The organism is Streptomyces sp. NPDC007189, from assembly GCF_040703635.1.
Taxonomy (GTDB): domain Bacteria; phylum Actinomycetota; class Actinomycetes; order Streptomycetales; family Streptomycetaceae; genus Streptomyces.
The window spans coordinates 351,853-373,984 of the sequence record NZ_JBEYEY010000004.1 but is presented as its reverse complement, the minus strand read 5'-3'; the positions used below and the strand labels follow the sequence as shown (position 1 = coordinate 373,984).

Genomic DNA, 22,132 nt, shown 5'->3' with positions numbered 1-22,132 from the left:
CCCCGGACCGGATGTGGACCGTGGACGGCACCCTCATCCCGTCGGATCGCCGCGGCGGCAGAACGCCCGGCTTCGTCGCTGCCCGGAGATTGACGCCCTCCTACCCCTGGAGCCTGATCATGAGGATCGGGTTCGGGTGGGCCCAGACGCAGTGAAGGCCCGGTGGGTGCCGGGCCTTCACGTGTGAGTAGCGGGGACAGGATTTGAACCTGCGACCTCTGGGTTATGAGCCCAGCGAGCTACCGAGCTGCTCCACCCCGCGTCGGTACGGTGAACTGTACGGCATCGATCCGGCTGGGCCCAATCGGCTTTCACGACGGCTCAGCCGGTTCACGCCTCGAACTCGGTGAGATCGATAGAGTGAACGTGGAGCGGATAACCGTACACCGGGTGTGCCGTAGTGCCCTCCGACACCATGCCGAGCTTGCGGATGATGTTCTCGGAGGCGTCGTCACCCACCCGGTTGATGCTGATGACGCGATCAAGGCCACGGTCCTGGAGCGCAAACTCCAGCGTGGCCTGGGCGGCTTCGGACGCGTATCCCTGGCCCCAAAACTGTGAGCCGAGCCGCCAGCTGATCGCCACGGCGGGCAGCACCTCCGGCAGGAACTCGGGCACGGACAGCCCCGTGAAGCCGGCCAGTTCGCCCGAGGCCAGCAGCTCGACGGCGAAGAGGCCGAAGCCCTCCTCGTCCCACTCCTCCTCCCACCTCTCGATGTCCTCGGCTGTACGGTCCAGGTCGCGCACCGAGCCGTCGTCGATCCAGCGCATGACCTGCGGGTCAGCATTGATGTCCGCCATCGGCGCAAGGTCGTCGTCATGCCAGCGGCGCAGAAGGAGGCGGGGGGTGCGGATCTCGGTCATGGTCCCCATCCTGCCGAAGGCAAGAGCCTCACCGGTAATCGGCACTCGCCTGTGCTGGTGCCGTCGCTCTCCGTACTGCTCATGATCGACCGACCGGCCACTGCTCCCCCAGCAAGTCGCGCGCCGTCTGCGCCGACGTCGATTCGACGACATGGCACCCGGGGGTTTGGCGACCCGGCGAATCACCATCGACGACCGGACATCTACGACCGGCATGGAGTGATCACCCCACCTCCCAGCAATCCGTTGGTCCAGACTAGTCATCATTGACATGAACACGGTCTAGGCTTCTGAATACGCCGTACACGGCACGCCCCCACAGCCAAGGAAGGCCTTCACATGGTCAGATCTGGTACGGAAGTCACCCGGCACCGCCCCCTGTTGACACTGCTCGCCCTGCTCGCGCTGGTATTCGCCCTCCAGGCGGCCCCTGCGCACACCGCTCAGGCCGCCACCCCCTTCAAGGTGCTTGCCTTCTACGACGGCACCTACGACGCAGCGCACATCAGCTTCGACCACGAGGCCAACACGTGGTTCCCGCAGGCCGGTGCGCAGAACGGGTTCACTTACACCTCGACCACGGACTGGAGCCAGCTCAACGCAGCGAACCTGGCCAACTACCAGGTGGTGATGTTCCTCGACGACTACCCGCACACCGCGTCGCAGCAGTCCGCCTTCCAGACGTACGTGTCCAACGGCGGCGGCTTCATCGGCTTCCACGTCTCGGCGTACAACGACGACACAAGTGACTGGCCCTGGTACCACAACACCTTCCTGGGCACCGGCACGTTCAAGAGCAACTCCTGGGGACCGACCTCGGAGACGCTCAAGATCGAAGACTCCGGCCACCCGGCCACGGCCGGCCTGCCGGCCGCCATCACGTCATCGGTCAGCGAGTGGTACAGCTGGCAGAACGACCTGCGGCAGAACCCGGACATCGACATCCTGGCGTCGATGGATCCGTCCACCTTCCCGATCGGCACGGACCCCAACCAAACCTGGTACAGCGGCTATTACCCCATCGTGTGGTCCAACCGCCACTACAAGATGGTCTACAACAACTTCGGCCACAACGCGATGGACTACTCCACCAACACCACTCTGTCGTCGACGTTCGCCAGCGCCCAGCAGAACCAACTCCTCCTGCAGGAGATCAAGTGGGCGGCGGGGCAGTCGGGTCCGGTCACCCCGCCCCCCACCGTCACAGGTCCGATACACGGTTACGGCGGCAAGTGCGTGGACGTCGCCGGCGCTGGCACGGCCAACGGCACGGCGGTTCAACTCTATGACTGCAACGGCAGCAGCGCGCAGAACTGGACGGTCGGCGACGGCCGACTCACCGCACTCGGCAAGTGCATGGACGTGACCGGGGCCGGCACTGCCAACGGCACCAAAGTGCAGCTGTACGACTGCAACGGCACCGGCTCGCAGGTCTGGCAACCGGGGGCGGCCGGCTCCCTGGTCAACCCGCAGTCGGGCAAATGCCTCGACGCCACCGGACCCAGTTCGGCCAACGGCACCCGGCTGCAGATCTGGTCGTGCAACCAAGCGGCCAACCAGAGCTGGACCCTGCCCTCCTGAACCGACTCCGGCACAGGCCCGGCCGGGTTCGTCCGGCCGGGCTCCCTGCGCCGGGGCCCGGCAGATCAATCCCGCCGCTGTTTGTACGCGTGGCCATTGAGGCAGTCCGGGTCAGCGCATTGTGTGGTCTTCGGTTTCCGTGGTCAGGTCGTGGAGGACGGCGCTCACGCGGTCGGTGAGGCCGAGGATGTCCTTCATGCTCTGGATGTAGAGGTCCCGCTTGCCTTCGTCGATGGCTCGCCGGCAGTTGTCGCCAATGGATCGAGCCCGAGCCAGCAGTTCCGGCCATCCCCGCTGCAGCGCGGGGTCGGGCAACGGGAAGTAGGTGCTGAGCCGTTGTGCGGCCGTCTGGAGACCGAGGCAGTGCGGACGTATGGCATGGGCCGCGTAGCCGCGGTCGCTCAACGCCCTGTCGTCGTCAAGGGCGTTGAGGACGTCCAGGAGTTCGCCGCTCATGTCGGTCAGGTGCTTTCGCCCTCCGAGCCGTAGCCAGGCATCTGTTTCGAGCGCGAGTACCTGCGCGGACGGGGTGGTGTTCGATGCGGGGGCGAGGTCCTCGCGGGTCAGGGAACTGCGGACGCCGGAGCCTGCGCCGGTGTCCAGGGGGAGGCTTGCTGCGGTGGTCAGTGCAAGGGCGGTCAGGCAGGTCAGCGCCACTACGGCCGTGCGGGCCGGCCGATGGAACCGGCCCGAGGGCCGCGGGAGGCGCAGGGGCGGCCGCCGGGCGCGGCGACCGGTGTCGGGCCGCAGCGCTCTCAGCAGGTGCCGGACCGTCATGGCTGCCACCGCCGTGAAGGCGGAGGCGAACACGGCCAGACCCAGGACGAGCGGCAGCACCACCTCGGTCAGCGGCCAGGCGCCCTGGGGTGTCCAGGTGCAGGCGGTGCGCAGCGTGGCCAGGCCGCTGAGGCAGCCGTCGGCCGACAGCAGCAGGAAGGCGACGGTGATGCCGACGAGTCCCGTCGTCCCGGCGGTCACGGTCGCGGCCGGAACCGGGAAACGGGATGCTGCCGTGCTGCTCACCACGGCCGTGGTCATGACCACGGCGACGAGTACCACGACCAGCCATGTCGTGAGGAGCAAAACCTGTTGGCCCAGCATCGCGCCGGCCGGCGGCCGCACGCTGTGCAGCCGAGCCAGCACCACGACGACGGCCCCGCAGGCCGCGCAGGCCCCGAGGACCGCGGCGAGGGCGAGTCGCCGGAACGACGGCAGCCGCCCGGCCCGCCACGCGGCGCTCTCTCCCGGCGGCAGCGCACGGACCACCCACGCCGGTGCGCTGCGGGTCGCCCCGGCCGCCCATGCCAGCAACGGCAGCACCCACAGGGCTGTCACCGCCCACACCAGTGACGTGTCCGCCTCCCACGGCATCACCACCGACATCACCACGGCGATCGCCGTGAGTGTGTTCCGGCCGAGGGCGGGACCCGGCAGGTCATGCTTCACTGCGGTGCGGATCGCGGACTCGGAGTACGGCCAGCCCGCCGCGAAGAGCCTGCCGCTGGTCTGCCACCAGTCGTACGACAGGGCGAAGACGACCAGGGTGGCCAGCAGGCCCACGGCGAACACCGGGCGCAGGCTGCTTCCTCGCCAGCAGCGCAGGGCGAGGCCGGCGAACTGTGACGTCCAGCAGGTGACCACCACGCTGAGGACCACGAGCAGCGCGAAGACCTCGGGATGCCTGGGCAGCACACGCCACCCGGATACGCTGCCGGTCAGCACCTCGCCGAGAGCGAGCCCCACCCCCAGCCACCACCCGGCGCGCAGCCCCGAGGGCGCCCGGTCGCCCGTCAGCACGGCCCGTGCTGCCGCGCGCCACAGAGTCACGCCGACGGTCGTCGCGACCAGTCCGGCGACCATGTCCGCTGCCACATGGACCATCACCCCGGTTCCGAGCGCGTACAGCTGGGCGGCGCACGTCGACGCCGTCGCACCCGTGAGAAACAGGGTGAGTGCGGACGGCCGGAACAGCTCCTCGGTATCGGCCAAGGCCTCGCGGCGCCGCTGCCAGCCGGGGTGGCTCCGCCACACGGCGAGGAAGGCACGGCCCACCGTCGCGAGTCTGCCGCGGCCCCGGTCCACCTCGTCGCCGACGCCGTGCCAGACGGCCGGGTCGGCTCCCCACCTCAGGGCGTCGGCATCGGCGTACATCTCGCGCGTGCGCAGGATGTCGGCGCGCACCAGGAAGACGAAGGCGATCATCGTCGCCATGGACGTCAGGTCGCGCGTGGTGGCCACCACAGAGGGAGGACCGAACACCGGTGACGACAGCGACGCGTGGAGGGCCAGCACCGCCGAGATCACGTAGCCCGGAAGGACGGTGAGCAGGAAGACACGCCACAGGGCCACCGTCGCGTAGGTGATGTCGATGTCGCGGTTGCGGATGTGCGCCAGCTCGTGCAGCACTACGGCGCTGAAGCTGCGTGGATCGCGCTGCCGGACGGCCACGAGTCCGCCGTGCAGACAGACGACGTGGCGGCGCCACCGACCGAAGACCACGGCACTGGCGGTGCGTGCGGCGGGGGCCACGACGAACGACGGCCGCCGGGTGAGCCCGGCGACGCCGACGAGCTCATCGAGGACGGCCGGCAGCTCGCCGTCCCGGTCGATCGCTTCGACCGGAACCAGCCTGCGGCGGCGTTGCTTCCACACCGGAAGCGTCCAGTACAGGACGCCGGCCGCCACCACGAGCAGCACCACCGCGGACGGCACCAGCCAGGGGGAAGCGTGCGGTACGAAGCGGTCGAGACAGGCCTGGAACGGGCGGTCGGCCCGGACCGTGGCCACGCCCACACCCAGGTAGTCGCCCTGCGGGTCGGCTCCGGCGGCCAGAGCGCAGCCCACGTACATGTTGTGCGGATCGGTGAGCGAGTGGCTGATGGCCGATGCCACCGTGGCACTGCTGGTGACGAACAGCACCATAAGCAGGACGAACCGTGGACCGGTGCCGGGCCAGAGGAGGCGCTCGTCGACTCGTCCGGCACGGCGCAACGGCGCGACACCCGCACTCACGACCGGTCCTCCTCGTCCGGTCCGGGGCCGTCCCGGGGGTCGTCGTCCGCGGAGGCGACTGCGCGCGAGTCCGCCTCGCCGTCCTGTTGTTGCCCTGCGGACAGCACAAGCCGGGCCACGACACGCTCGGCGAGTACTTCGGCCGCCCCGTCGTCCATACCGCTCTCCACGGCCAGCTGCGCCACCCGCAGACGTACGGCTTCGAGCTGCCCAGGCGTCAGCGGAGGCAGGACACGCGGCGTCGTCGGCCGGCGCCCGATCCGGCGCAGCCACCCACGCGCACGCCGGCCGGCCGCGGCCACGGTGGCGGAGACGATCTGCCGTGCCGCCTCGTCCAGCGCCATCCACACCACCGGGGTCACCAGGGCTGCGGCCTCGCCCAGCCCGAATCCCAGTGGCTCACGATCCCGTCGACTCGACAGCCGGCGCAGCGCGGTGTCGTCATCCACCAGAAGAAGGCCGTCGAGCAGCAGCACCTCATGCGGGGCCAGCTCGCTGACGATCTCTCGGACGACGTCCCGCACCAATAACCCAGCAGCCGTTTCCGGCCCCCCCTTCATCGCGCCCCCTGTAGCCGCGTCCCTGCACCAAGCCCCTTCAAAGTACTGCGGGGGATCATCCGGCACAGGGAATTCTCCACGTTGCCCGCTGTCCTCGCCAAGACCCACGCGCCCCACGGCAACGGCTGGCATCAGCCGCCAGGGCCGTGATGCCTCGGGTCCCGACCCACACGCCAGCACCCGCCGGCTGCAGACGCCCCGCTCCGTCGGGAAGAAGAGATCATGCAGGCAATGGATCAACCCGTCCCGTTCTCCGGGTAACGTCAAGGTATGAGTCACCCGCACCCCGAACTCAAAGCCGCCCCGCCCCTTCCCGAAGGAGGGTTGCGGGTCGTCGCCCTGGGCGGCCTAGGCGAGATCGGCCGCAACATGACCGTCTTCGAGCACGCCGGCAAGCTGCTCATCGTCGACTGCGGCGTGCTGTTCCCCGAGGAGACCCAGCCCGGCGTGGACGTGATCCTGCCGGACTTCACCTCGATCCGGGACCGGCTGGACGACATCGTGGCCGTGGTACTCACCCACGGCCACGAGGACCACATCGGCGGCGTGCCGTACCTGCTGCGCGAGCGGTCCGACATTCCCGTCGTCGGCTCCAAGCTGACCCTGGCGTTCCTGGAGGCCAAGCTCAAGGAACACGGAATCCGGCCGCGCACGGTGCGGGTGCGGGAGGGCGACCGGCGCGGCTTCGGGCCCTTCGACTGCGAGTTCGTGGCGGTCAACCACTCCATCCCGGACAGCCTCGCGGTCGCGATCCGCACCCGGGCCGGGATGGTGCTGCACACCGGCGACTTCAAGATGGACCAGTTCCCTCTCGACGACCGCATCACCGATCTGCGCGCCTTCGCCCGCCTCGGCGAGGAGGGCGTGGACCTGTTCCTCACCGACTCCACCAACGCCGAAGTGCCCGGCTTCACCACCTCCGAGCGTGAGCTGAACCCGGCGATCGAGCAGGTGATGCGCACCGCGCCGCGCCGGGTCATCGTCTCCAGTTTCGCCAGCCATGTGCACCGCATCCAGCAGGTCCTGGACGCCGCCCACCAGCACGGCCGCAAGGTCGCCTTCGTCGGCCGGTCGATGGTCCGCAACATGGGCATCGCCCGTGACCTGGGCTACCTGAAGGTCCCCTCCGGTCTGGTCGTGAGCACGAAGGAACTGGAGAAGCTCCCGGACCACAAGGTCACTCTCGTGTGCACCGGCTCCCAGGGCGAACCGATGGCCGCGCTGTCACGGATGGCCAACCGCGACCACATGATCCGCATCGGCAAGGACGACACCGTCCTGCTCGCCAGCTCCCTCATCCCCGGCAACGAGAACGCCATCTACCGGGTGATCAACGGACTCACCCGGTGGGGCGCCCACGTGGTCCACAAGGGCAACGCCAAGGTGCACGTCTCCGGGCACGCCAGCGCCGGCGAACTCGTCTACTGCTACAACATCGTCAAACCCCGCAATGTCATGCCCGTGCACGGCGAATGGCGCCACCTGCGGGCCAACGGCGACCTCGCCATCCGTACCGGCGTCGACCCCGACCGGGTCGTCATCGCCGAGGACGGCGTCGTCGTCGACCTCGTCGACGGACGCGCCTCCATCACCGGCAAGGTCCCCGCGGGCAACGTCTACGTGGACGGCATGGAAGTCGGCGGCGCCACCGAAGCGTCCCTCAAGGACCGCCTCACCCTCGCCGCGGAAGGCGTGGTCACGGTGGTGGCGATCGTCGACGCGGACACCGGCGCCCTCGCCGAGGCCCCCGACTTCCTGGCCCGCGGCTTCGTCCACGACGACACCACCTTCGAGCCGGTCATCCCCGTCATCGAGAAGACCCTGGCCACCGCGGCCGAGGAAGGCGTCGGGGACGCACGCCAACTCGAACAGCTCCTCGCCCGCGCCGTGGCGAACTGGGCGTTCCGCACCCACCGCCGCAAGCCCCTCATCATCCCCGTCATCATCGACGCCTGAACCACAGCCGGCAGCGCGGTCCCCGGTTCCGGTCGCGGCCCCACGGCCATCGAGGCCGGGCCCGGGAGTCATGTGGGGAAGCGCGAGTACGACCGTCCGGTCGCGCCCGACGACCGCTTGGGCGCCCGCGTCGTTGGGGACGATGACGGACAGCGCCGCCACCACCCGGCCGTCCGCGCCGCGCACCGGGGCCGCCACGCCGAGGGCCTCCTCGTGGACGTACCCGGGGCCTAGGCGGTGAGCGAGCCGGCCAGCAGCCGTTCCTTGCGGTCTGCCGCGCCATGGGCCAGGAGCACCAGACCGCAGGAGGGGGCGTACAGGGGCAGCCGCCCGGCGATCCGGGGGTAGTTGATCACCGCGTTCGGCGCGGAGAGGCGTTCGAGGAACAGCACGTCGTCGCCGTCGAGGACACCGAGCTGCACATGGTGGCCCACGACGTCGTGCACGCCCTCCATGAACGGCATGGCGGCGTCCCGCAGGGACAGCGCGGGCGAGGCCCGGACGGCGAGTTCCCAGAGCCGGACACCGATGCGCACCCGGCGGTCGTCGTCCCGGCCGAGGAAACCGTGGGCGACCAGTTCGCCCACGAGCCGATCTCGGAGACGGTCGGCGCCGGCTCGTCCTGGGTGAACGCCTCGAGGACGCGAGCGGCACGGGAGAGGACCGACTCCGGGTGTGGTGCCTTCATCGTGTCACTCCTCGTCCGTACGGGGCAGTCGTGACCCGACCCGCGCGGCCGTCTCGCGCAGCCAGATGTGGGCGGCGTCGTGCGTGTGAACCGGATGCCACCACAGGGCCTCCCGCAGCGGGACCGCCTCGTACGGCGGCTCCACGACGCGTACGGCGGCGAGCGGCGCCATGAGCCGTGCGAGACGGGCCTGGACGAGGGCGATCCGGCGGGTGCCGGCCACCAGCAGCGGCAGCAGCTGGAAGCTGTCGACCGAGACCTCGACACGCGGCTCGATGCCGAGCATGCCGAGCTGGCGCACGGCGGGGGCGTCGTAGGTGCGCTGATAGGTGACCCAGGGCAGCCGGGCCAGATCCGCGCGGGTGAGCCGGTCGTCGACGCTCGGGTGGTCGTCGGCGACGAGGAACACCCAGCGGTCGTCGTAGAGGTCGGTGGCCGGGAAGTCGCTGATCACACCGTGCGGCATGAGCAGGCCGTCGGTGGCGCTCAGCAGGGTCGCGGTGTCGTCGACGACGGTCGGCGGGGTCTGGGTGAAGCGCAGCCGGATGCCGGGGGCCTCCTCGTGCACCACGCGGGCCAGCTCGGTGCCGAAGACGGCCACGGCGTAGTCGGACGCGAGCAGCTTGAACTCCCGTCGCTCCTTGGCCGGGTCGAAGTCGGCCTGGCTGGAGAAGAGGCGTTCCAGCACGTCGTAGGCGGTGGAGGTGCGGTCCAGGAGTACCTGACCGAGCGCGGTCAGCTCGTAGTGGCCGCCGACGCGGGCGAGCAGGTCGTCGTCGAAGTGCCGGCGCAGCCGGGCGAGGGCCGCGCTCATCGCCGGCTGACTCAGGCCGACGCGCTGCCCGGCGCGGGTGACGTTCCGCTCCTCCAGCAGGGCGCGCAGGGCGACGACGAGATTGAGATCGAGACGGGCCAGGTTCACGGGTCTTCCTCCACGGTCCGGCGCCGACCAGGGCACATCAACGCGGTGGATGGCGATCATCCACAGAATCTATTTCCCTGATCACGGCTGGCGGGTCCAGATTAGTGCCACCGCAATCAGGAGGACATGTCCGTGAAACCCGAACCCGTGTCCGCGCTCTTCGCCGGACCGTTCGCCCTCGCCACCGTCTCGACCCACGAGGGGCCGCCCTTCCCCGCTCTCGTCACCCCCGACGGTCATGCCCTCGACCTGCGGGTCGCCTTCGGGGACGACCGGCTGACCGTGCTGGACGTGCTGGACCGCTGGGAGACGGCCCTGCCGCGGCTGCGGGCGCTCGCGGCTGACACCGGCCTTGCCCGCACGGCCGTCGCGGACCTGCGGGTGCACGCGCCGGTGACGCCGCGCCAGGTGTTCCAGTCCGGGGCCAACTACCGGCAGCACGTCATCGACCTGCATGTCGCCCACCGCGCCCCCGGCGACGACCGGCCGGAGAGCGAGCGGCGCGCGGAGGCCGCGGACATCATGGACCGAAGGGCGGCGGAGGACCTGCCGTACGTCTTCATCGGACTGCCCAGCGCGATCACGGGTCCGTACGACGACGTGGTGCTGCCCGCCCGGGCGGAGAAGCCGGACTGGGAACTGGAGCTGGCGGTCGTGATCGGCAAGCCTGCCTATCAGGTGCCGGTGAAGGACGCGCCGGACTACATCGCGGGCTACACCATCGCCAACGACCTGACCGACCGGGCCACCGTCTTCCGCCGGGACATGCCGCAGATCGGCACCGACTGGCTGCGCAGCAAGAACGCCCCCGGTTTCACCCCGCTCGGTCCCTGGATCGTCCCGGCCGAGTCGATCGCCAACCCGGACGACCTGCGGGTCACGCTGAAGCTCAACGGCGAGACCATGCAGGACGAGTCCACCAAGGACATGATCTTCAAGGTCGCGCGCATGGTGTCGTACGCCTCTCAGACCGCGCGCCTGCTCCCCGGTGACCTGGTGCTCACCGGCTCCCCGGCCGGAAACGGCATGCACTGGGGCCGGCTGCTGCGCGACGGCGATGTCATGGAGGGCTCGGTCACCGGGCTCGGTACGCAGCGCACGCGATGTGTCGCCGAGGCTGCGTCATGAACCGGCACGATCCCGAGGGCGCGATCGCCGAGGCCGCGAAGGCGTACTCGAACTGGGGGCGTTGGGGCCAGGACGACCGGCTCGGCACGCTCAACTTCCTCACCGAGGGCAAGCGCCGTGAGGGCGCGGCACTCGTCCGACGGGGCGTCAGTTTCTCGTTGGCGCAGTCCTTCGACATGAACGGCCCGCAGAAGGGCTGGCGACGGCGCACCAACCCGGTGCACACCATGCTGGACACCGGCACCGACGCCGCCCTCGGCCACCAGGGCTTCCCGCACGGCCTCGGCGGCGCCGACGACGTGATCGCGATGCCGCTCCAGTGCTCGACGCAGTGGGACGGGCTCGGGCACATCTTCGACCACGGCCGCGCCTGGAACGGCCGCCCGGCGGAGAAGGTCGTCACCTCCGACGGCGACCTCGTCACCGGCATCGAGCACATGGCGCCGTACGTCGCCGGGCGCGGCGTCCTGCTCGACGTCGGCCGGGTGATCGGCGAGGACGGGGAACTGCCGGACGGGTTCGCGATCACCGAGGAGCATCTGACGGCGACGGCCGAGGCGCACGGGGTGGCCGTCGGCCGCGGCGACATCGTGGTGGTGCGCACCGGGCAGCTGGCCCGGGCCCGCCGAGAGGGCTGGGGCGACTACGCGGGCGGTCCCGCGCCCGGGCTGTCGTTCACCACGGCCCGCTGGCTGCACGGCAGCGAGATCGCCGCGATCGCCACGGACACCTGGGGCTTCGAGGTCCGCCCGAACGAGTTCGAGAACGCCTTCCAGCCGCTCCATCAGGTCGCCATCCCGAACATCGGCCTGCTGATCGGCGAGATGTGGGATCCGGAGGCGCTGGCCGAGGACTGCGCGGCCGACGGCGTGTACGCGTTCTGGCTCACCGCCGCGCCCCTGCCCATCACCGGCGCGGTCGGCTCCCCCGTCAACCCGATCGCCGTCAAGTAACGCCTGGAACAAGGGAGTTCCCTCATGAGCACAGCCCGCACGGTCCTGGTGATCGGTGGTGGCGCCGCCGGCAACGCCGTGACGATCCTGCTGCGCCGGGCCGGTCTGGCCGTGGACCTGATCGAGGCCAAGGACGACTGGAACGCCACCGCCGGCTCCGGCATCACCCTCCAGGGCAACGCGCTGCGCGTGCTGCGCGAACTGGGAGTGTGGGACCGGGTGAAGGCGTCAGGCTTCGGTTTCGACTCCGTCGGCATCACCGCGCCCGACGGCACCGTCCTGCACGTCGCCCGGGACCTGCGCACCGGCGGCGACGACCTGCCCGCCACCGTCGGCATGCAACGCCCGCGGCTCCAGCAGATCCTGATCGACGCCGTACGCGCTTCCGGCGCCTCCGTGCGGCTCGGCACGACCGCCGAGATCCTCGGCCAGGACGCCGACGGGGTCTCCATACGCTTCTCCGACGGCAGCGAGGGCCGGTACGACCTGGTCATCGCGGCGGACGGCCTCGGCTCCTCGACCCGCGCGGCGATCGGCATCGGCGACAAGCCGGAGCCGACCGGCATGGCCATCTGGCGCGTCGCCGCCCCGCGCCCGGCCGGCGTCACCCGCACCGACCTCGCCTACGGCGGCCCCGCCTACATCGCCGGCTACTGCCCGACCAGCGACACCACCCTCTACACGTACGTCGTCGAGGCCCACCGCGACCGGGCCGCCATCCCCCCGGAGACCTACGCCGACGAGATGCGCCGCCTCGCCTCCGCCTACGGCGGCCACTGGCCGGAGATCACCGCGCACATCACCGACCCGGCGAAGGTCAACTACACCTGGTTCGACCGGCTGCTGGTGGAGGGCTCCTGGCACCGCGGCCGGGTCGTCCTCGTCGGCGACGCCGCGCACTGCTGCCCGCCCACGCTGGCGCAGGGCGCGGCCCTGTCCCTGGAGGACGCGCTCGTGCTGGCGCAGCTGCTGACCGCCTCGGACACCTGGGACGACGCGCTCTTCCAGGCCTACTACGCGCGGCGCGCGGCCCGCGTCCGCCCGGTCGTGGAGGCGTCCGTACAGATCGGGCAGTGGCAGCTCGACGGCGTCCGTGACGCGGACGTCCCCGGCCTGATGGGCCGGACGATGACGATGCTGCGGGAGCTGCCGTGAGCGTGCCCACCGTCGATGTACACGCGCACGTCCTGCTGCCCGAGGTCGAAGCCATGGTGGAAGGGTCACCGGGTCTGGCGGACGCGAAGGCGCTGGACGCGCGGCGCAACGGCCCGGCCGCCATGGCGATCAGCGGGGCGATGGTGCGCGACCGCGTCCCTCAGCTGACCGACGTCGCCGTACGGCTGGCCGCGATGGACGCCCAGGGCGTGGACGTGCAGTTGGTCAGCCCCTCCCCGTCGCACTACCACTACTGGGCGGACGAGGAGACGGCCGAGAAGCTGTACCGACTGGCCAACGAGGTCACCGCCGCGCACTGTTCCGCCGCACCGGACCGGCTGCACGGCCTCGGCCTCGCCCCGCTCCAGCATCCGCAGCTCGCGGTGGCGGCCCTCGACCACGCGTTGGAGCAGGGCCTGCGCGGGGTGGAGATCTCCAGCCACGCCCCGGGGCGGGAGTTGTCCGACCCGGCGTACGAACTGCTCTGGTCCCGCGCCGAGGAGACCGGGGCGCTCGTCTTCCTGCACCCCTTCGGCTGCACGCTCGACGAACGCCTCGACCGCTGGTATCTGTCCAACACCGTGGGGCAGCCGGTGGAGAACGCCATCGCGCTCTCCCACCTGATCTTCTCCGGCGTCCTGGACCGGCACCCGGGCCTGAAGCTGATCGCGGCACACGGCGGCGGCTACCTGCCCACCCACATCGGCCGCTCCGACCACGCCTGGGCCACCCGCACCGACGCGGCCGCCGGCTGCGCCCACCCGCCCAGCAGCTACCTCAGGCGCCTGTACTTCGACTCCCTCGTCCACGATCCGCACGTGCTGCGGGAGTTGGTCCGGGTGGCGGGCGCCGAGCGGGTGCTGCTCGGCTCCGACTTCCCCTTCGACATGGGCGCCGAGGATCCCGTCGGCGCGCTGCGCGCCGCACGGCTGCCCGACGCCGACTTCCACGCCGTTCGCGGCGGCAACGCCTCCGCCCTGCTCTCCCTGGAGTGATCCCATGCGTCTGCTCACCCATCTGCGGCACGTCGACCTCGCCGTGCCCGACTACGACAAGCAGCTCGACTTCTACGCCGGCGTCTGGGGCCTGACCAAGGTCGCCGAGGACTCCGGGATCTCCTTCCTCGCCGCCGAGGGCAGCCCCGAGCAGTACGTCGTGCGGCTGCGCAAGGCCGAGGAGAAGCGCCTCGACCTCCTCTCCTACGGCGCCGCTTCCGCTGCCGACGTGGACACCCTCGCCGAGCAACTCCTCGCCGGAGGCGTGCAGTTGATCACGCAGCCGGGCACGGTGGACACGCCCGGCGGCGGCTACGGCTTCCGCTTCTTCGACGTCGACGGCCGCACCATCGAGGTCTCCGCCGACGTCGCGGTACGGCAGCACCGCAAGATCGAGGAGAAGGAGTCGATCCCGGTCAAGCTCAGTCACGTTGTGCTCAACTCCCCCGACCTGAACCGCACCCGGGAGTGGTACGAGACCCACCTCGGCTTCCGCCTCTCCGACACGCTCAGCTCCCCGCACATGGGCGAGGTCATGCACTTCATGCGGATCTCCAACCAGCACCACTCCATGGCCATCGCCCAGGGCCCGCACACGGCCCTGCACCACGTCTCCTTCGAGATGCGCGGCCTCGACGAGTACATGCGCGGCTCCGGCCGCGTCATCCGCGCCGGCTTCAGGAAGATCTGGGGTCCCGGCCGGCACATGGCCGGCGACAACACCTTCACCTACTTCCTCGACCCGCACGGCAACACCGTCGAATACACCACCGAGCTGGAACTCCTCGACGAGGACACCTGGCACCCGCACGTCTACGACTTCTCCCGGCCCGAGGTCACCGACCAGTGGGGCACCGCCAACCCGATGAACGAACTCGTCGCCAAGGAATCCTTCAACGACCCCGACCGCGGCTGCTTCATCGCCCCGCCCGTCTGACCCCTGCCCCGCTCCCGAGGACGCGGCCGGCCCCGTCACCTGCCCTGGCTCAGTCCCGCCGCGCCCTCGGGCCCGCCCTCCCGGAGCCGCACCATGCGATTCGCCGCCTACGAACACCATCACCGCCGCCGCGTGGCCGTCGTGGAGGACGACGGCACCCTGCTGCCGCTGCCCGGCGTCACCTCGCTCACCGACCTGCTGCGGGAGTCCGGCGGTCTGCCCGGCCTGCTCGCCGCCGGCGCCGCATCGCTCGACGTACCGCCGGGTCCGCATGTGTCGGAGGTCCGGCTGTTGCCGCCGTTCCAGGCCGCCTCCGTCCGGGACTTCGTCACCTTCGAGGAGCATGTCGAGGGCGTACGGCGGTCCGTGGACGGAATGGCGGGCGTACCGGAGCAGTGGTACGCCGCTCCGACCTTCTACTTCACCAACCCGCACGCGATCTACGGCCCGCACGACGACATCCCCGTCCCTCCCGGCTCCGCGGTCCTGGACTTCGAACTGGAGGTCGGCGCGGTCATCGGCCGGGAAGGACGCGACCTCACACCCGAGCAGGCTCGCGACCACATCGTCGGCTATACCGTCTTCAACGACTGGTCGGCCAGGGACCTGCAGTCCGCCGAGATGAAGGTCGGCCTCGGCCCCTGCAAGGGCAAGGACACGGCCACCACGCTCGGCCCGTACCTGGTCACCGCCGACGCGCTGGAGCCGTACCGGGACGCCGACGGCTTCCTGCGGCTGGCGCTCACCGCCGAGGTCAACGGCGAGGTCGTCGGCCGGGATCTGCTGTCCCACATGAGCTGGACCTTCGAGGAGATGGCCGCCTACGCCTCGCGCGGCACCCGGGTCGTCCCCGGTGACGTCCTCGGCTCCGGCACCTGCGGCAACGGCGGCTGCCTCGCCGAACTGTGGGGCCGGCGCGGGGAACACGCCCCGCCGCCGCTCAAGCCTGGTGACACCGTCACCCTCACGGTGGAGGGCATCGGCAGTGTGTCCAACACCGTCGTGCCCGGTGCGGACCCCGTGCCGCTTCCGGCGGGCCGGCGCCGGTCCCGGGAGCGGCCGACCGTGCCAGGAACGAACGGCGGTTCGTGGGGGCCGGCACGCCGACCTTCTTGAGTACCGCCGAGCAGCAGGGTGTCAACGCGCTCTAGGGGAGGGCCTGGTCGCCGTGGATCGCAGCGCTGATGGGAGCTTCTTCCACGAAGGCGTCGAACGCCGTGATGCGGCCGTCTCGCACCGTCAGTACGTGGACGATCGCGGCATCGAAGGGTTGTCCTGTCGTGCGGCTGGTCCCCCGGGTTCGCCCTACGGCGAGGACTTGGTCGCCGGCGGTGAAGAGGTGCGCAAGCTCGATGTCGCTTTCGATCAGGTCGAAGGTGCGCGTGAACAACTGCTGGAATTGGGGTCGGTCAGGGCCTGCAGGGTCTGCAGGTCGGAGCGTGACAGTGCCTCGTACATGGCCGTGGCGACGTCTTCGGCGCTGGTGGACGTTGCGGGCATGCGATCTCCTTGCGTGAAGCGGCTGGGGCGGTGTCTGTCGGGCTGGTCACACCTGCGGCACTCGCGGCAGGTGGGGCGGCGGGGGCGGGACGCCTCGGTGTAGAGCGAACCCCCGTCGATCAGCCCGGCGGAAGCGGTTGAGCCGTTCTTCCGCGGGCGTGAAGGCGTTCCTGCCGTAAGGCCGCGCGCTGTGGCGCGAGGGCTCGCCGAGTGCGGTTCAGTCGCCGATGTGCAGGATGATCTTTCCGCGCCGGTGTTCGCGCTCCAGGGCCTCGTACGCCGCCCGGCCGTCCGCCAGGGGCAGCACACGGTCGACCGTCGGCGTCAGGCGGCCGTCTTCTATGAGCTGGGTGATCGACTCCAGCCCGGCCCGGTCGGGTTCCACGACGAAGAAGACCGCGCGGGCGTTGTGGCTCTCGGCCTCCTGCGTGTCGGGGGGAGCCGCGATGCCGACCAGAACGCCGCCCGGTGCAAGGACGTCCCAGGACCTGGCCTGGGTCGGTCCCCCGACCAGGTCGACGACGACGTCGACGGGATCGATCTGGTCCTCGAAGCGCTGGTGGACGTAGTCGATGGCCGTGTCGGCTCCCAGCGATCGCACGAAGTCCAGGTCGTCCGGGCCCACGGTGGCCGCGACGTCGGCACCGAGTGCGGCGGCGATCTGCACGACGAAGGACCCCACACCGCCGGCGCCGCCGTGCACGAGGACGCGCTGCCCGGGGCGCAGGCGGGCGTGGTCGACCAGGGCCTGCCAGGCGGTCAGTGCGGCCAGCGGCACGGCCGCGGCCTGGTCATGGGTCAGGGAGGCAGGCTTGGCTGCCACCATGTCGGCGGGGAGGGTGACGTATTCGGCTGCGGCTCCGTTGCGGGTGAACGGGATCAGTCCGTACACCTCGTCACCTTCCTGCCAGCCGGCGTCGGCGTCAGCGCAGGCGGCCACCACGCCGGAGAACTCGTGCGAGGGGATGATGGGGGTCCGGTCGCGGCCCGAGCCGTCGAAGCTGTCGGTCCAGGTGGCGTCCCAGCCCAGTTCCCCGGCGGTCACCGACGCGGCCCGCACGGCTACGAGGATCTCGCCGCGGCCGGGCTGCGGGCGCGGTGCCTTTTCGTAAGTGAGTTGCTCCGGGCCGCCGCGGCGGTGTGCCCGGATCGCGTTCATCTCGTTCATGATCGCTCCTTTGCGTGCAGGATCGATGCCCGGGCCGCGCCAGCTGCCGGCGTCTGGGCCGGGCCCAGGCGGACACACCGGTCACCGCCGTCCGTGCGGTTACCAGGTGGGGACGAATCCACCATCGATGACCATGTCACTGCCGGTGATGTTCCGTGCGTGGTCGCCGGCGAGGAACAGGACCAGGTCGGCGACTTCCTCGGGCGTTGAGAACCGTCCGGTGGCGGTAGAGCCGGCCACCTGCGCGACCACGTCGTCGGGTGTGATGTTCGCGGCGGCGGAGACGGTGGCCGCGACGCCGCCCTGGGCCAGCCACAGGTCGGTCTGCACCGGTCCGGGGCTGACGGTGTTGACGCGGATGCCCTTGGGCCCGACTTCTTTCGACAGGGCCTTGGAGAAGGCGACGAGGGCGGCCTTGCCGGCGCTGTAGTCGATCACCATCGGGTCGGGCAGGGTGGCGTTGACGGAAGCGACCGTGACGATCGAGCCCTGCCCGGCCTCGAGCATGAGCGGCAGGGCCGCTCGCGTGACCCGTACTGCGCTGAGCAGGTTCAGATCGAGGATGTGCTGCCAGTCGGCGTCGGTCACCGAGAGGAAGCCGCCGGTCCGGGCGGGGGCGGCGCCGACATTGTTGACCAGGATGTCGATGCGTCCCTTGGCCTCCTGGATGATCCGCTCGGCGTCCTGCGGCTTGCTGAGATCGACGGGGACCCAGGTGACCGTGCCCTTCTCCACCAGCGCGTCCAGTTCGGGTGTGGAGGTGCGGGATCCGGCGACGACCGTCGCCCCGGCCTGGGCCAGAGCTGCGACGATGGCCAGGCCGATGCCCTTGCTGGCACCGGTCACCACGGCGGTGCGGCCTTGCAGTGGGGTGTTCATTTCGTGCTCCTGGTTCGTCCGGTGCCGATGTGCACCGGTGCTTCGGGATGGGTCCGGCGCCGGCCGGCGGTCTGCGGCGCTGGTGGTGGAGCTGCCTGGTGGACCAGGGCGAGCGGGTCCGGCGGGGGGTCGTGGGTCAGGCGTATGAGGTGTCCTGGCCCTTGATGCCCTGGCGGGCCAGCCACTGAAGGGCGTAGTCGGCGACGACGGGCCAGCCGTGGTCGATCACCAGGGAGTGACCGCGGTCGGGGAACTGCTTGAGTTCAGTGACAGCCGTCGAGTTGCCGTACAGCTTGTACGCCGAGCGGGTCACCGCGTCCGGGACGGTGTGGTCGGCCTGGCCGGAGATCAGCAGCAGCGGCCCGCGCTCGGTGTTGCCGGTGGCCACTGCGGCCGGTGAGGTGCGGGTGAAGTTGGCGAGCGCGGCCTCGAACAGCGGCCTGCCCGGCGAGGGGATGGTGAACCGCGCGTGCAGGTCGTCGGATTCCTCGCGCGCGAGCGCGTTGCCGAAGCCGTAGGCGAACTGCGCGGCGGTCAGTGAGACGGCACGGCGGCGGTTCGCCGGGTTGCCCAGGACCGGGAAGCCTGTCCGCAGCTGGGCCGGGGGGAGAGCCTTGACGCCTTTGATCTGGGCGGGGTCGATGGCGACGGCGGCGCGCGCCAGACCGGCGCCCAGCAACTTCTGCGCGACCAGACCACCGAAGGAGTGCCCGATGAGCACCGGCGGACGGTCCAGGGAACGGATGACGCCGGCGTAATGGGCGGTGACGTCGTCGATGCCGAGCCCGGCGACCTCATCGGGGTGCCGTCGTGCCTCGGCCACGGTGGCGGCCTCACCGGGCCAGCCGGGAGCGAGCGGCGTGTAGCCGTGCTCGGCGGCCAGGTCCAGCCAGGGCTGCCAGGAGGAGGCGTGCAGCCACATACCGTGGATGAACACGGCGGGAATGCGTGAGTCGGACATGACTGTCTCCTGGGCCTTCGGGAACCGCTTCGGGCGGCTTCACTGCATCCAGGCTCCGGTGACAGTCATGAGCCCCGCATCAGTCGAACGACTGCAGTCACCTACTGCCAGGCCGCACGAGCTTGTGCCGGCCCGGCCGTCACTTCTCGGGGTCCGCTTCGGCCGTATCGGTGAGGGCGTCTCGCAGGGCGGCTCTGGACGTGATGCCGAGCTTGGGGAAGATCCGGTAAAGGTGGGCGCCGACCGTGCGCGGGGACAAGAACAGCTTGGCGCCGATCTCCCGGTTGCTCAGTCCGCCGGCCGCAAGCTCGGCGATCCGCCGCTCCTGCGCGGTCAGCGCAGCCTGGCCCGGTCGGGTGTGCTGCCCGGCGCGCCGGTGGCCCGCAGCTCGGCCTGTACCCGCCGCACCCAGGGGGCAGCACCGAGCCGTTCGAAGGCATCGGCGGCTTGCGCGAGGACGGTGCGTGCGGCTGCGCGTTCCCTCGCTCGGCGCAGCCACACGCCCTGGGCCAAGCGGACCCGGGCCAGCTCGAAGGGATAGTCGGCGGCTGCCGGATGGTGCGTGGCGCGCTCGAAGGCGGCGCGGGCGGCGTCGCCTTCGGTGGTCATGGCGTCGGCTGCGGCGGTGAGGAAGTCCAGTCGCGGGGAGATGGCGGGCAGGCCCTGGTGTCGGGCGGCGGCCGGGTGGGCGCGGGCCTGGTCGCCCCGGCCGGTGTGCAGGGCGGCCTCGACGAGGTCCAACAGCGTGCGGGGGGCCTGTTGCGAGTACGGAGTGAAGGTGCCGGGCGCGGTGATGCCGCTGGCGTAGGCGTAGGCACTTTCGTAGTCGCCCTCTGTGAGGCTGGTGGCCGCGCCGATGGCCTCGGCCAGCTGCGTGAGGTATCCGACCCCGCGAGGCCGGGCCCAGCGGTCCAGCCGGTTCATCGCGGCTGTGGCCCGGGGGGCGTCTCCCCGCCAGGCTGCGATCAGGCCCAGGAAGCCGTGGTATTGGTGCTCGAACAGGCTGTAGCCGTGTGTGGTGGTCAGTTCCAGGCCACGATGCCCGGTGCGTTCGGCGCCGTCCCAGTCACCGCTGGAGATCTGGTCGAGCATGACCACCTGCAGCAAGGTCATGGCATTGGTCACCGCACCGCTGCCGGATTCGCGTTCGGCGACCTGACGGACCAGAAACCTGTAGTCGCCGAGTGCATCGAGACAGTAGGCGGCCACGCTCAGCCGCATGACGTCCCACGGCTGCTCCTCGTCCAGCCGTGCGAACAGCTCCTGCAGGTGCTGCCGGGCGCCGTGTCCGCGCCTGGTGATGTCCCCCCAGACATCCCGGTACAGCACGGTGGTCTCATCACCGCTTGCCCTCCGGGCGTCCACGAGGCCATCGGTCACGCTCCACAGGGCCGGGTCGGCCGAGAACAGGCTGATGGCCAGCAGCAGGTTCAGCAGGCGGGTCCGGATGGCCGGGTCGGTCTGCGGGGACATGGTCCGCAGCGCATGGGCGACACGGCGGTGAGCCGACCGCACGTCGCCTTGCTGGTACAGGGCCGCGTAGGCAGCAGTGATCACGGCGGTGGGGGACTGGGAGCTTGACGCCAGGCGGTCCGACGCCTGCCGTAGTTCCTGCGCCCTGTCCAGAAGAGCGGATTGCGCGGCGACGAAGGCCGCATCACCCAAACGGCGGGAACGCTGCCCGGCTGCGGGGCTGAGTTCCGCGGCGCGCGTCAGCAGTGCCACGGCCGCGGCGGCGCCGCCACGGGCACTGGCCGAGCGAGCGGCGCGCTCCAGGACGGCACCAACGGTTTCGTCCGGATCGACTGTTGCGGACGCCAAATGTCCGGCGTGCCGCTCCAGGTCATCGCGATGCAGCTCAGCCAGCTGGCCGTGGGCCGCGCGGCGCTCATTGGGGGTGGCCGTCTGCAGCAGCGCCGAGCGCACCAGAGGATGCCGGAAGACCAGCTCACCGGACGCGGCGTCCCTCACCAGCAGGCCCCTGGCGACCGCTTCCTCGGCCTGCTCCAGCCGGTACCGCGTCCGGCCGGCCGTCGACGCGTCGGCCGCGCTGCCGTCCAAGGCCGCAAGGAGCAATCGGGAGCGCTCGGCGACGGGCAGGTCCTTGATCCGGTCGCCATACATGCGCTCCAGGCGCCGCGGCAAAGGCAGCGCCTCGACCACCATGCTGCTCGCGGTGCCCTCCTCGAGGGCATGCGGCAGTTCCGTGAGGGCCAGCGGGTTGCCCTGCGCCAGCGCCAGCACACGCGAGCGCACGGCCGAAGGCATCCCCGGAGCCTGCATGCGCAGCAGGTCAGCGGATGCCGCGGCGTCGAGCGGCGCAACGGCCAGCTCCGGCAGAGCGGCCGCATCCCATGCCGAGGACGTTTCAGCACGGACCCCGATGATCATTCGCACGGCATGCCCAGCCAGGCGGCGGGCGATGAAACCGCCGACCTCGGCACTGTGCGGGTCGAACCAGTGCCCGTCATCGACGACCACCAGCAACGGCACATCGCTGGAGGCCAAGGCCATCACATCGAGGACGGCGATGCCCAAGGCCATCACCGACGGCACCTCGCCCGGCCGCCGCCCGAAGACCGTGTCCACCACTGCCTGTGCTGCCTTGTCGAGGCCGGACATCGTGTGCAGCAGAGGATGCAGTATCTGGTGCAGGCCGGCGAAGGGCAGCGCCGTCTCCGACTCCACACCGGTCACCCTGATCACCCGATGGCCCCGAGCACCAGCCTGCTCAGCGGCCGCAGTCAGCAGCACACTCTTGCCCACGCCGGCCTCGCCCCGCACCAGCACCGCCTGGCCATCGGACGACGCCACCAGGCGTGACAACTCCGCCAGCTCCGCTTCCCGGCCGACAATCAGCTGCTTCTCCATGG

At 70.7% G+C, this 22,132-nt stretch carries 20 protein-coding genes and 1 tRNA gene; 8 read left to right on the top strand and 13 right to left on the bottom strand.

The annotated features are described in order from the left end of the window. Positions 1 to 188: 188 nt before the first annotated feature. Positions 189 to 262 (bottom strand) — tRNA-Met (locus AB0950_RS10850). 68 nt (positions 263 to 330) lie between these two features. Beyond that, a complete protein-coding gene (locus AB0950_RS10845; RefSeq protein ID WP_366778330.1) occupies positions 331 to 864 on the bottom strand; it encodes a GNAT family N-acetyltransferase in 534 nt (177 codons plus the stop codon). Positions 865 to 1,203: 339 nt separating this feature from the next. On the opposite strand from AB0950_RS10845, the gene AB0950_RS10840 reads away from it, so the two are divergent. Next, the gene (locus AB0950_RS10840) at positions 1,204 to 2,445 is read left to right on the top strand and encodes a ThuA domain-containing protein (protein ID WP_360146163.1); all 1,242 of its coding nucleotides are present in this window, start codon (positions 1,204 to 1,206) and stop codon (positions 2,443 to 2,445) included. A 111-nt stretch (positions 2,446 to 2,556) separates the two neighbouring features. Here the strand turns inward: AB0950_RS10840 and AB0950_RS10835 are convergent, their stop codons facing one another. Together AB0950_RS10835 and AB0950_RS10830 are read right to left on the bottom strand one after the other, a co-directional pair. Beyond that, positions 2,557 to 5,457, bottom strand: coding sequence for a M48 family metalloprotease (locus AB0950_RS10835; RefSeq protein WP_366778329.1), 2,901 nt, complete (start codon positions 5,455 to 5,457; stop codon positions 2,557 to 2,559). Further along, positions 5,454 to 5,981 carry a hypothetical protein gene (locus AB0950_RS10830; RefSeq protein WP_360573555.1) on the bottom strand — a complete coding sequence of 176 codons (528 nt, stop codon included), beginning with the start codon at positions 5,979 to 5,981 and terminating at the stop codon, positions 5,454 to 5,456. The genes AB0950_RS10835 and AB0950_RS10830 overlap by 4 nt, the downstream gene beginning before the upstream one ends. Before the next feature lie 306 nt (positions 5,982 to 6,287). Here AB0950_RS10830 and AB0950_RS10825 point away from each other — a divergent pair, with 306 nt between their 5' ends. Continuing rightward, on the top strand, positions 6,288 to 7,973 hold the full coding sequence (locus tag AB0950_RS10825; RefSeq protein WP_360146172.1) for a ribonuclease J: 1,686 nt from the start codon (positions 6,288 to 6,290) through the stop codon (positions 7,971 to 7,973). A gap of 230 nt (positions 7,974 to 8,203) precedes the next feature. Here the strand turns inward: AB0950_RS10825 and AB0950_RS10820 are convergent, their stop codons facing one another. Together AB0950_RS10820 and AB0950_RS10815 are read right to left on the bottom strand one after the other, a co-directional pair. Beyond that, complete coding sequence (locus tag AB0950_RS10820) at positions 8,204 to 8,560, bottom strand: hypothetical protein (protein WP_360146175.1); 357 nt, start codon at positions 8,558 to 8,560, stop codon at positions 8,204 to 8,206. Positions 8,561 to 8,665: 105 nt separating this feature from the next. Next, positions 8,666 to 9,583, bottom strand: a complete 918-nt coding sequence (locus tag AB0950_RS10815; protein ID WP_360573553.1) for a LysR family transcriptional regulator — start codon at positions 9,581 to 9,583, stop codon at positions 8,666 to 8,668. Positions 9,584 to 9,709: 126 nt separating this feature from the next. Between AB0950_RS10815 and AB0950_RS10810 the strand changes: the two genes are divergently transcribed. The 6 genes from AB0950_RS10810 to AB0950_RS10785 all read left to right on the top strand — a co-directional run bounded on the left by AB0950_RS10810 (position 9,710) and on the right by AB0950_RS10785 (position 15,867). Further along, positions 9,710 to 10,711 (top strand): fumarylacetoacetate hydrolase family protein, encoded by a 1,002-nt coding sequence (locus AB0950_RS10810; protein ID WP_360146181.1) that lies wholly within the window; start codon positions 9,710 to 9,712, stop codon positions 10,709 to 10,711. After that, complete coding sequence (locus AB0950_RS10805; RefSeq protein WP_360146184.1) at positions 10,708 to 11,664, top strand: cyclase family protein; 957 nt, start codon at positions 10,708 to 10,710, stop codon at positions 11,662 to 11,664. The genes AB0950_RS10810 and AB0950_RS10805 overlap by 4 nt, the downstream gene beginning before the upstream one ends. Positions 11,665 to 11,688: 24 nt before the next feature. Then, the gene (locus tag AB0950_RS10800; protein WP_366778328.1) at positions 11,689 to 12,819 is read left to right on the top strand and encodes an FAD-dependent oxidoreductase; all 1,131 of its coding nucleotides are present in this window, start codon (positions 11,689 to 11,691) and stop codon (positions 12,817 to 12,819) included. Further along, the gene (locus AB0950_RS10795; protein ID WP_366778327.1) at positions 12,816 to 13,814 is read left to right on the top strand and encodes an amidohydrolase family protein; all 999 of its coding nucleotides are present in this window, start codon (positions 12,816 to 12,818) and stop codon (positions 13,812 to 13,814) included. The genes AB0950_RS10800 and AB0950_RS10795 overlap by 4 nt, the downstream gene beginning before the upstream one ends. A gap of 4 nt (positions 13,815 to 13,818) precedes the next feature. Next, on the top strand, positions 13,819 to 14,751 hold the full coding sequence (locus AB0950_RS10790; RefSeq protein WP_366778326.1) for a VOC family protein: 933 nt from the start codon (positions 13,819 to 13,821) through the stop codon (positions 14,749 to 14,751). Between the two features lie 93 nt (positions 14,752 to 14,844). After that, on the top strand, positions 14,845 to 15,867 hold the full coding sequence (locus AB0950_RS10785) for a fumarylacetoacetate hydrolase family protein (RefSeq protein WP_360573545.1): 1,023 nt from the start codon (positions 14,845 to 14,847) through the stop codon (positions 15,865 to 15,867). 31 nt (positions 15,868 to 15,898) lie between these two features. Here AB0950_RS10785 and AB0950_RS10780 read toward each other — a convergent pair whose 3' ends face one another. The 7 genes from AB0950_RS10780 to AB0950_RS10750 all read right to left on the bottom strand — a co-directional run bounded on the left by AB0950_RS10780 (position 15,899) and on the right by AB0950_RS10750 (position 22,130). Beyond that, the gene (locus AB0950_RS10780) at positions 15,899 to 16,141 is read right to left on the bottom strand and encodes a nuclear transport factor 2 family protein (RefSeq protein ID WP_360573543.1); all 243 of its coding nucleotides are present in this window, start codon (positions 16,139 to 16,141) and stop codon (positions 15,899 to 15,901) included. After that, a complete protein-coding gene (locus AB0950_RS10775; RefSeq protein WP_360573541.1) occupies positions 16,117 to 16,251 on the bottom strand; it encodes a hypothetical protein in 135 nt (44 codons plus the stop codon). Before AB0950_RS10775 ends, AB0950_RS10780 begins: the two co-directional genes overlap by 25 nt. Positions 16,252 to 16,468: 217 nt before the next feature. Next, positions 16,469 to 17,419, bottom strand: coding sequence for an NADP-dependent oxidoreductase (locus AB0950_RS10770; RefSeq protein ID WP_360146199.1), 951 nt, complete (start codon positions 17,417 to 17,419; stop codon positions 16,469 to 16,471). A gap of 99 nt (positions 17,420 to 17,518) precedes the next feature. Beyond that, the gene (locus tag AB0950_RS10765) at positions 17,519 to 18,298 is read right to left on the bottom strand and encodes an oxidoreductase (protein ID WP_360146202.1); all 780 of its coding nucleotides are present in this window, start codon (positions 18,296 to 18,298) and stop codon (positions 17,519 to 17,521) included. Positions 18,299 to 18,434: 136 nt separating this feature from the next. Further along, positions 18,435 to 19,259: an alpha/beta hydrolase gene (locus tag AB0950_RS10760; protein WP_366778325.1), complete on the bottom strand. Its 825-nt coding sequence runs from the start codon at positions 19,257 to 19,259 to the stop codon at positions 18,435 to 18,437. A 139-nt stretch (positions 19,260 to 19,398) separates the two neighbouring features. Then, entirely contained in the window at positions 19,399 to 19,551 is a 153-nt protein-coding gene (locus AB0950_RS10755; protein WP_366778435.1) for a helix-turn-helix transcriptional regulator, read from the bottom strand. Positions 19,552 to 19,592: 41 nt separating this feature from the next. Continuing rightward, complete coding sequence (locus AB0950_RS10750; protein ID WP_366778324.1) at positions 19,593 to 22,130, bottom strand: AAA family ATPase; 2,538 nt, start codon at positions 22,128 to 22,130, stop codon at positions 19,593 to 19,595. Between the last annotated feature and the right edge of the window lie 2 nt (positions 22,131 to 22,132).

Coding starts and splice junctions, on each gene's coding strand:
- AB0950_RS10765 (WP_360146202.1), bottom strand. CDS start 18,298: ATGAACACCCCACTGCAAGGCCGCACCGCCGTGGTGACCGGTGCCAGC.
- AB0950_RS10790 (WP_366778326.1), top strand. CDS start 13,819: ATGCGTCTGCTCACCCATCTGCGGCACGTCGACCTCGCCGTGCCCGAC.
- AB0950_RS10775 (WP_360573541.1), bottom strand. CDS start 16,251: ATGCCCGCAACGTCCACCAGCGCCGAAGACGTCGCCACGGCCATGTAC.
- AB0950_RS10785 (WP_360573545.1), top strand. CDS start 14,845: ATGCGATTCGCCGCCTACGAACACCATCACCGCCGCCGCGTGGCCGTC.
- AB0950_RS10805 (WP_360146184.1), top strand. CDS start 10,708: ATGAACCGGCACGATCCCGAGGGCGCGATCGCCGAGGCCGCGAAGGCG.
- AB0950_RS10800 (WP_366778328.1), top strand. CDS start 11,689: ATGAGCACAGCCCGCACGGTCCTGGTGATCGGTGGTGGCGCCGCCGGC.
- AB0950_RS10770 (WP_360146199.1), bottom strand. CDS start 17,419: ATGAACGAGATGAACGCGATCCGGGCACACCGCCGCGGCGGCCCGGAG.
- AB0950_RS10845 (WP_366778330.1), bottom strand. CDS start 864: ATGACCGAGATCCGCACCCCCCGCCTCCTTCTGCGCCGCTGGCATGAC.
- AB0950_RS10810 (WP_360146181.1), top strand. CDS start 9,710: ATGTCCGTGAAACCCGAACCCGTGTCCGCGCTCTTCGCCGGACCGTTC.
- AB0950_RS10840 (WP_360146163.1), top strand. CDS start 1,204: ATGGTCAGATCTGGTACGGAAGTCACCCGGCACCGCCCCCTGTTGACA.
- AB0950_RS10750 (WP_366778324.1), bottom strand. CDS start 22,130: ATGGAGAAGCAGCTGATTGTCGGCCGGGAAGCGGAGCTGGCGGAGTTG.
- AB0950_RS10825 (WP_360146172.1), top strand. CDS start 6,288: ATGAGTCACCCGCACCCCGAACTCAAAGCCGCCCCGCCCCTTCCCGAA.
- AB0950_RS10760 (WP_366778325.1), bottom strand. CDS start 19,259: ATGTCCGACTCACGCATTCCCGCCGTGTTCATCCACGGTATGTGGCTG.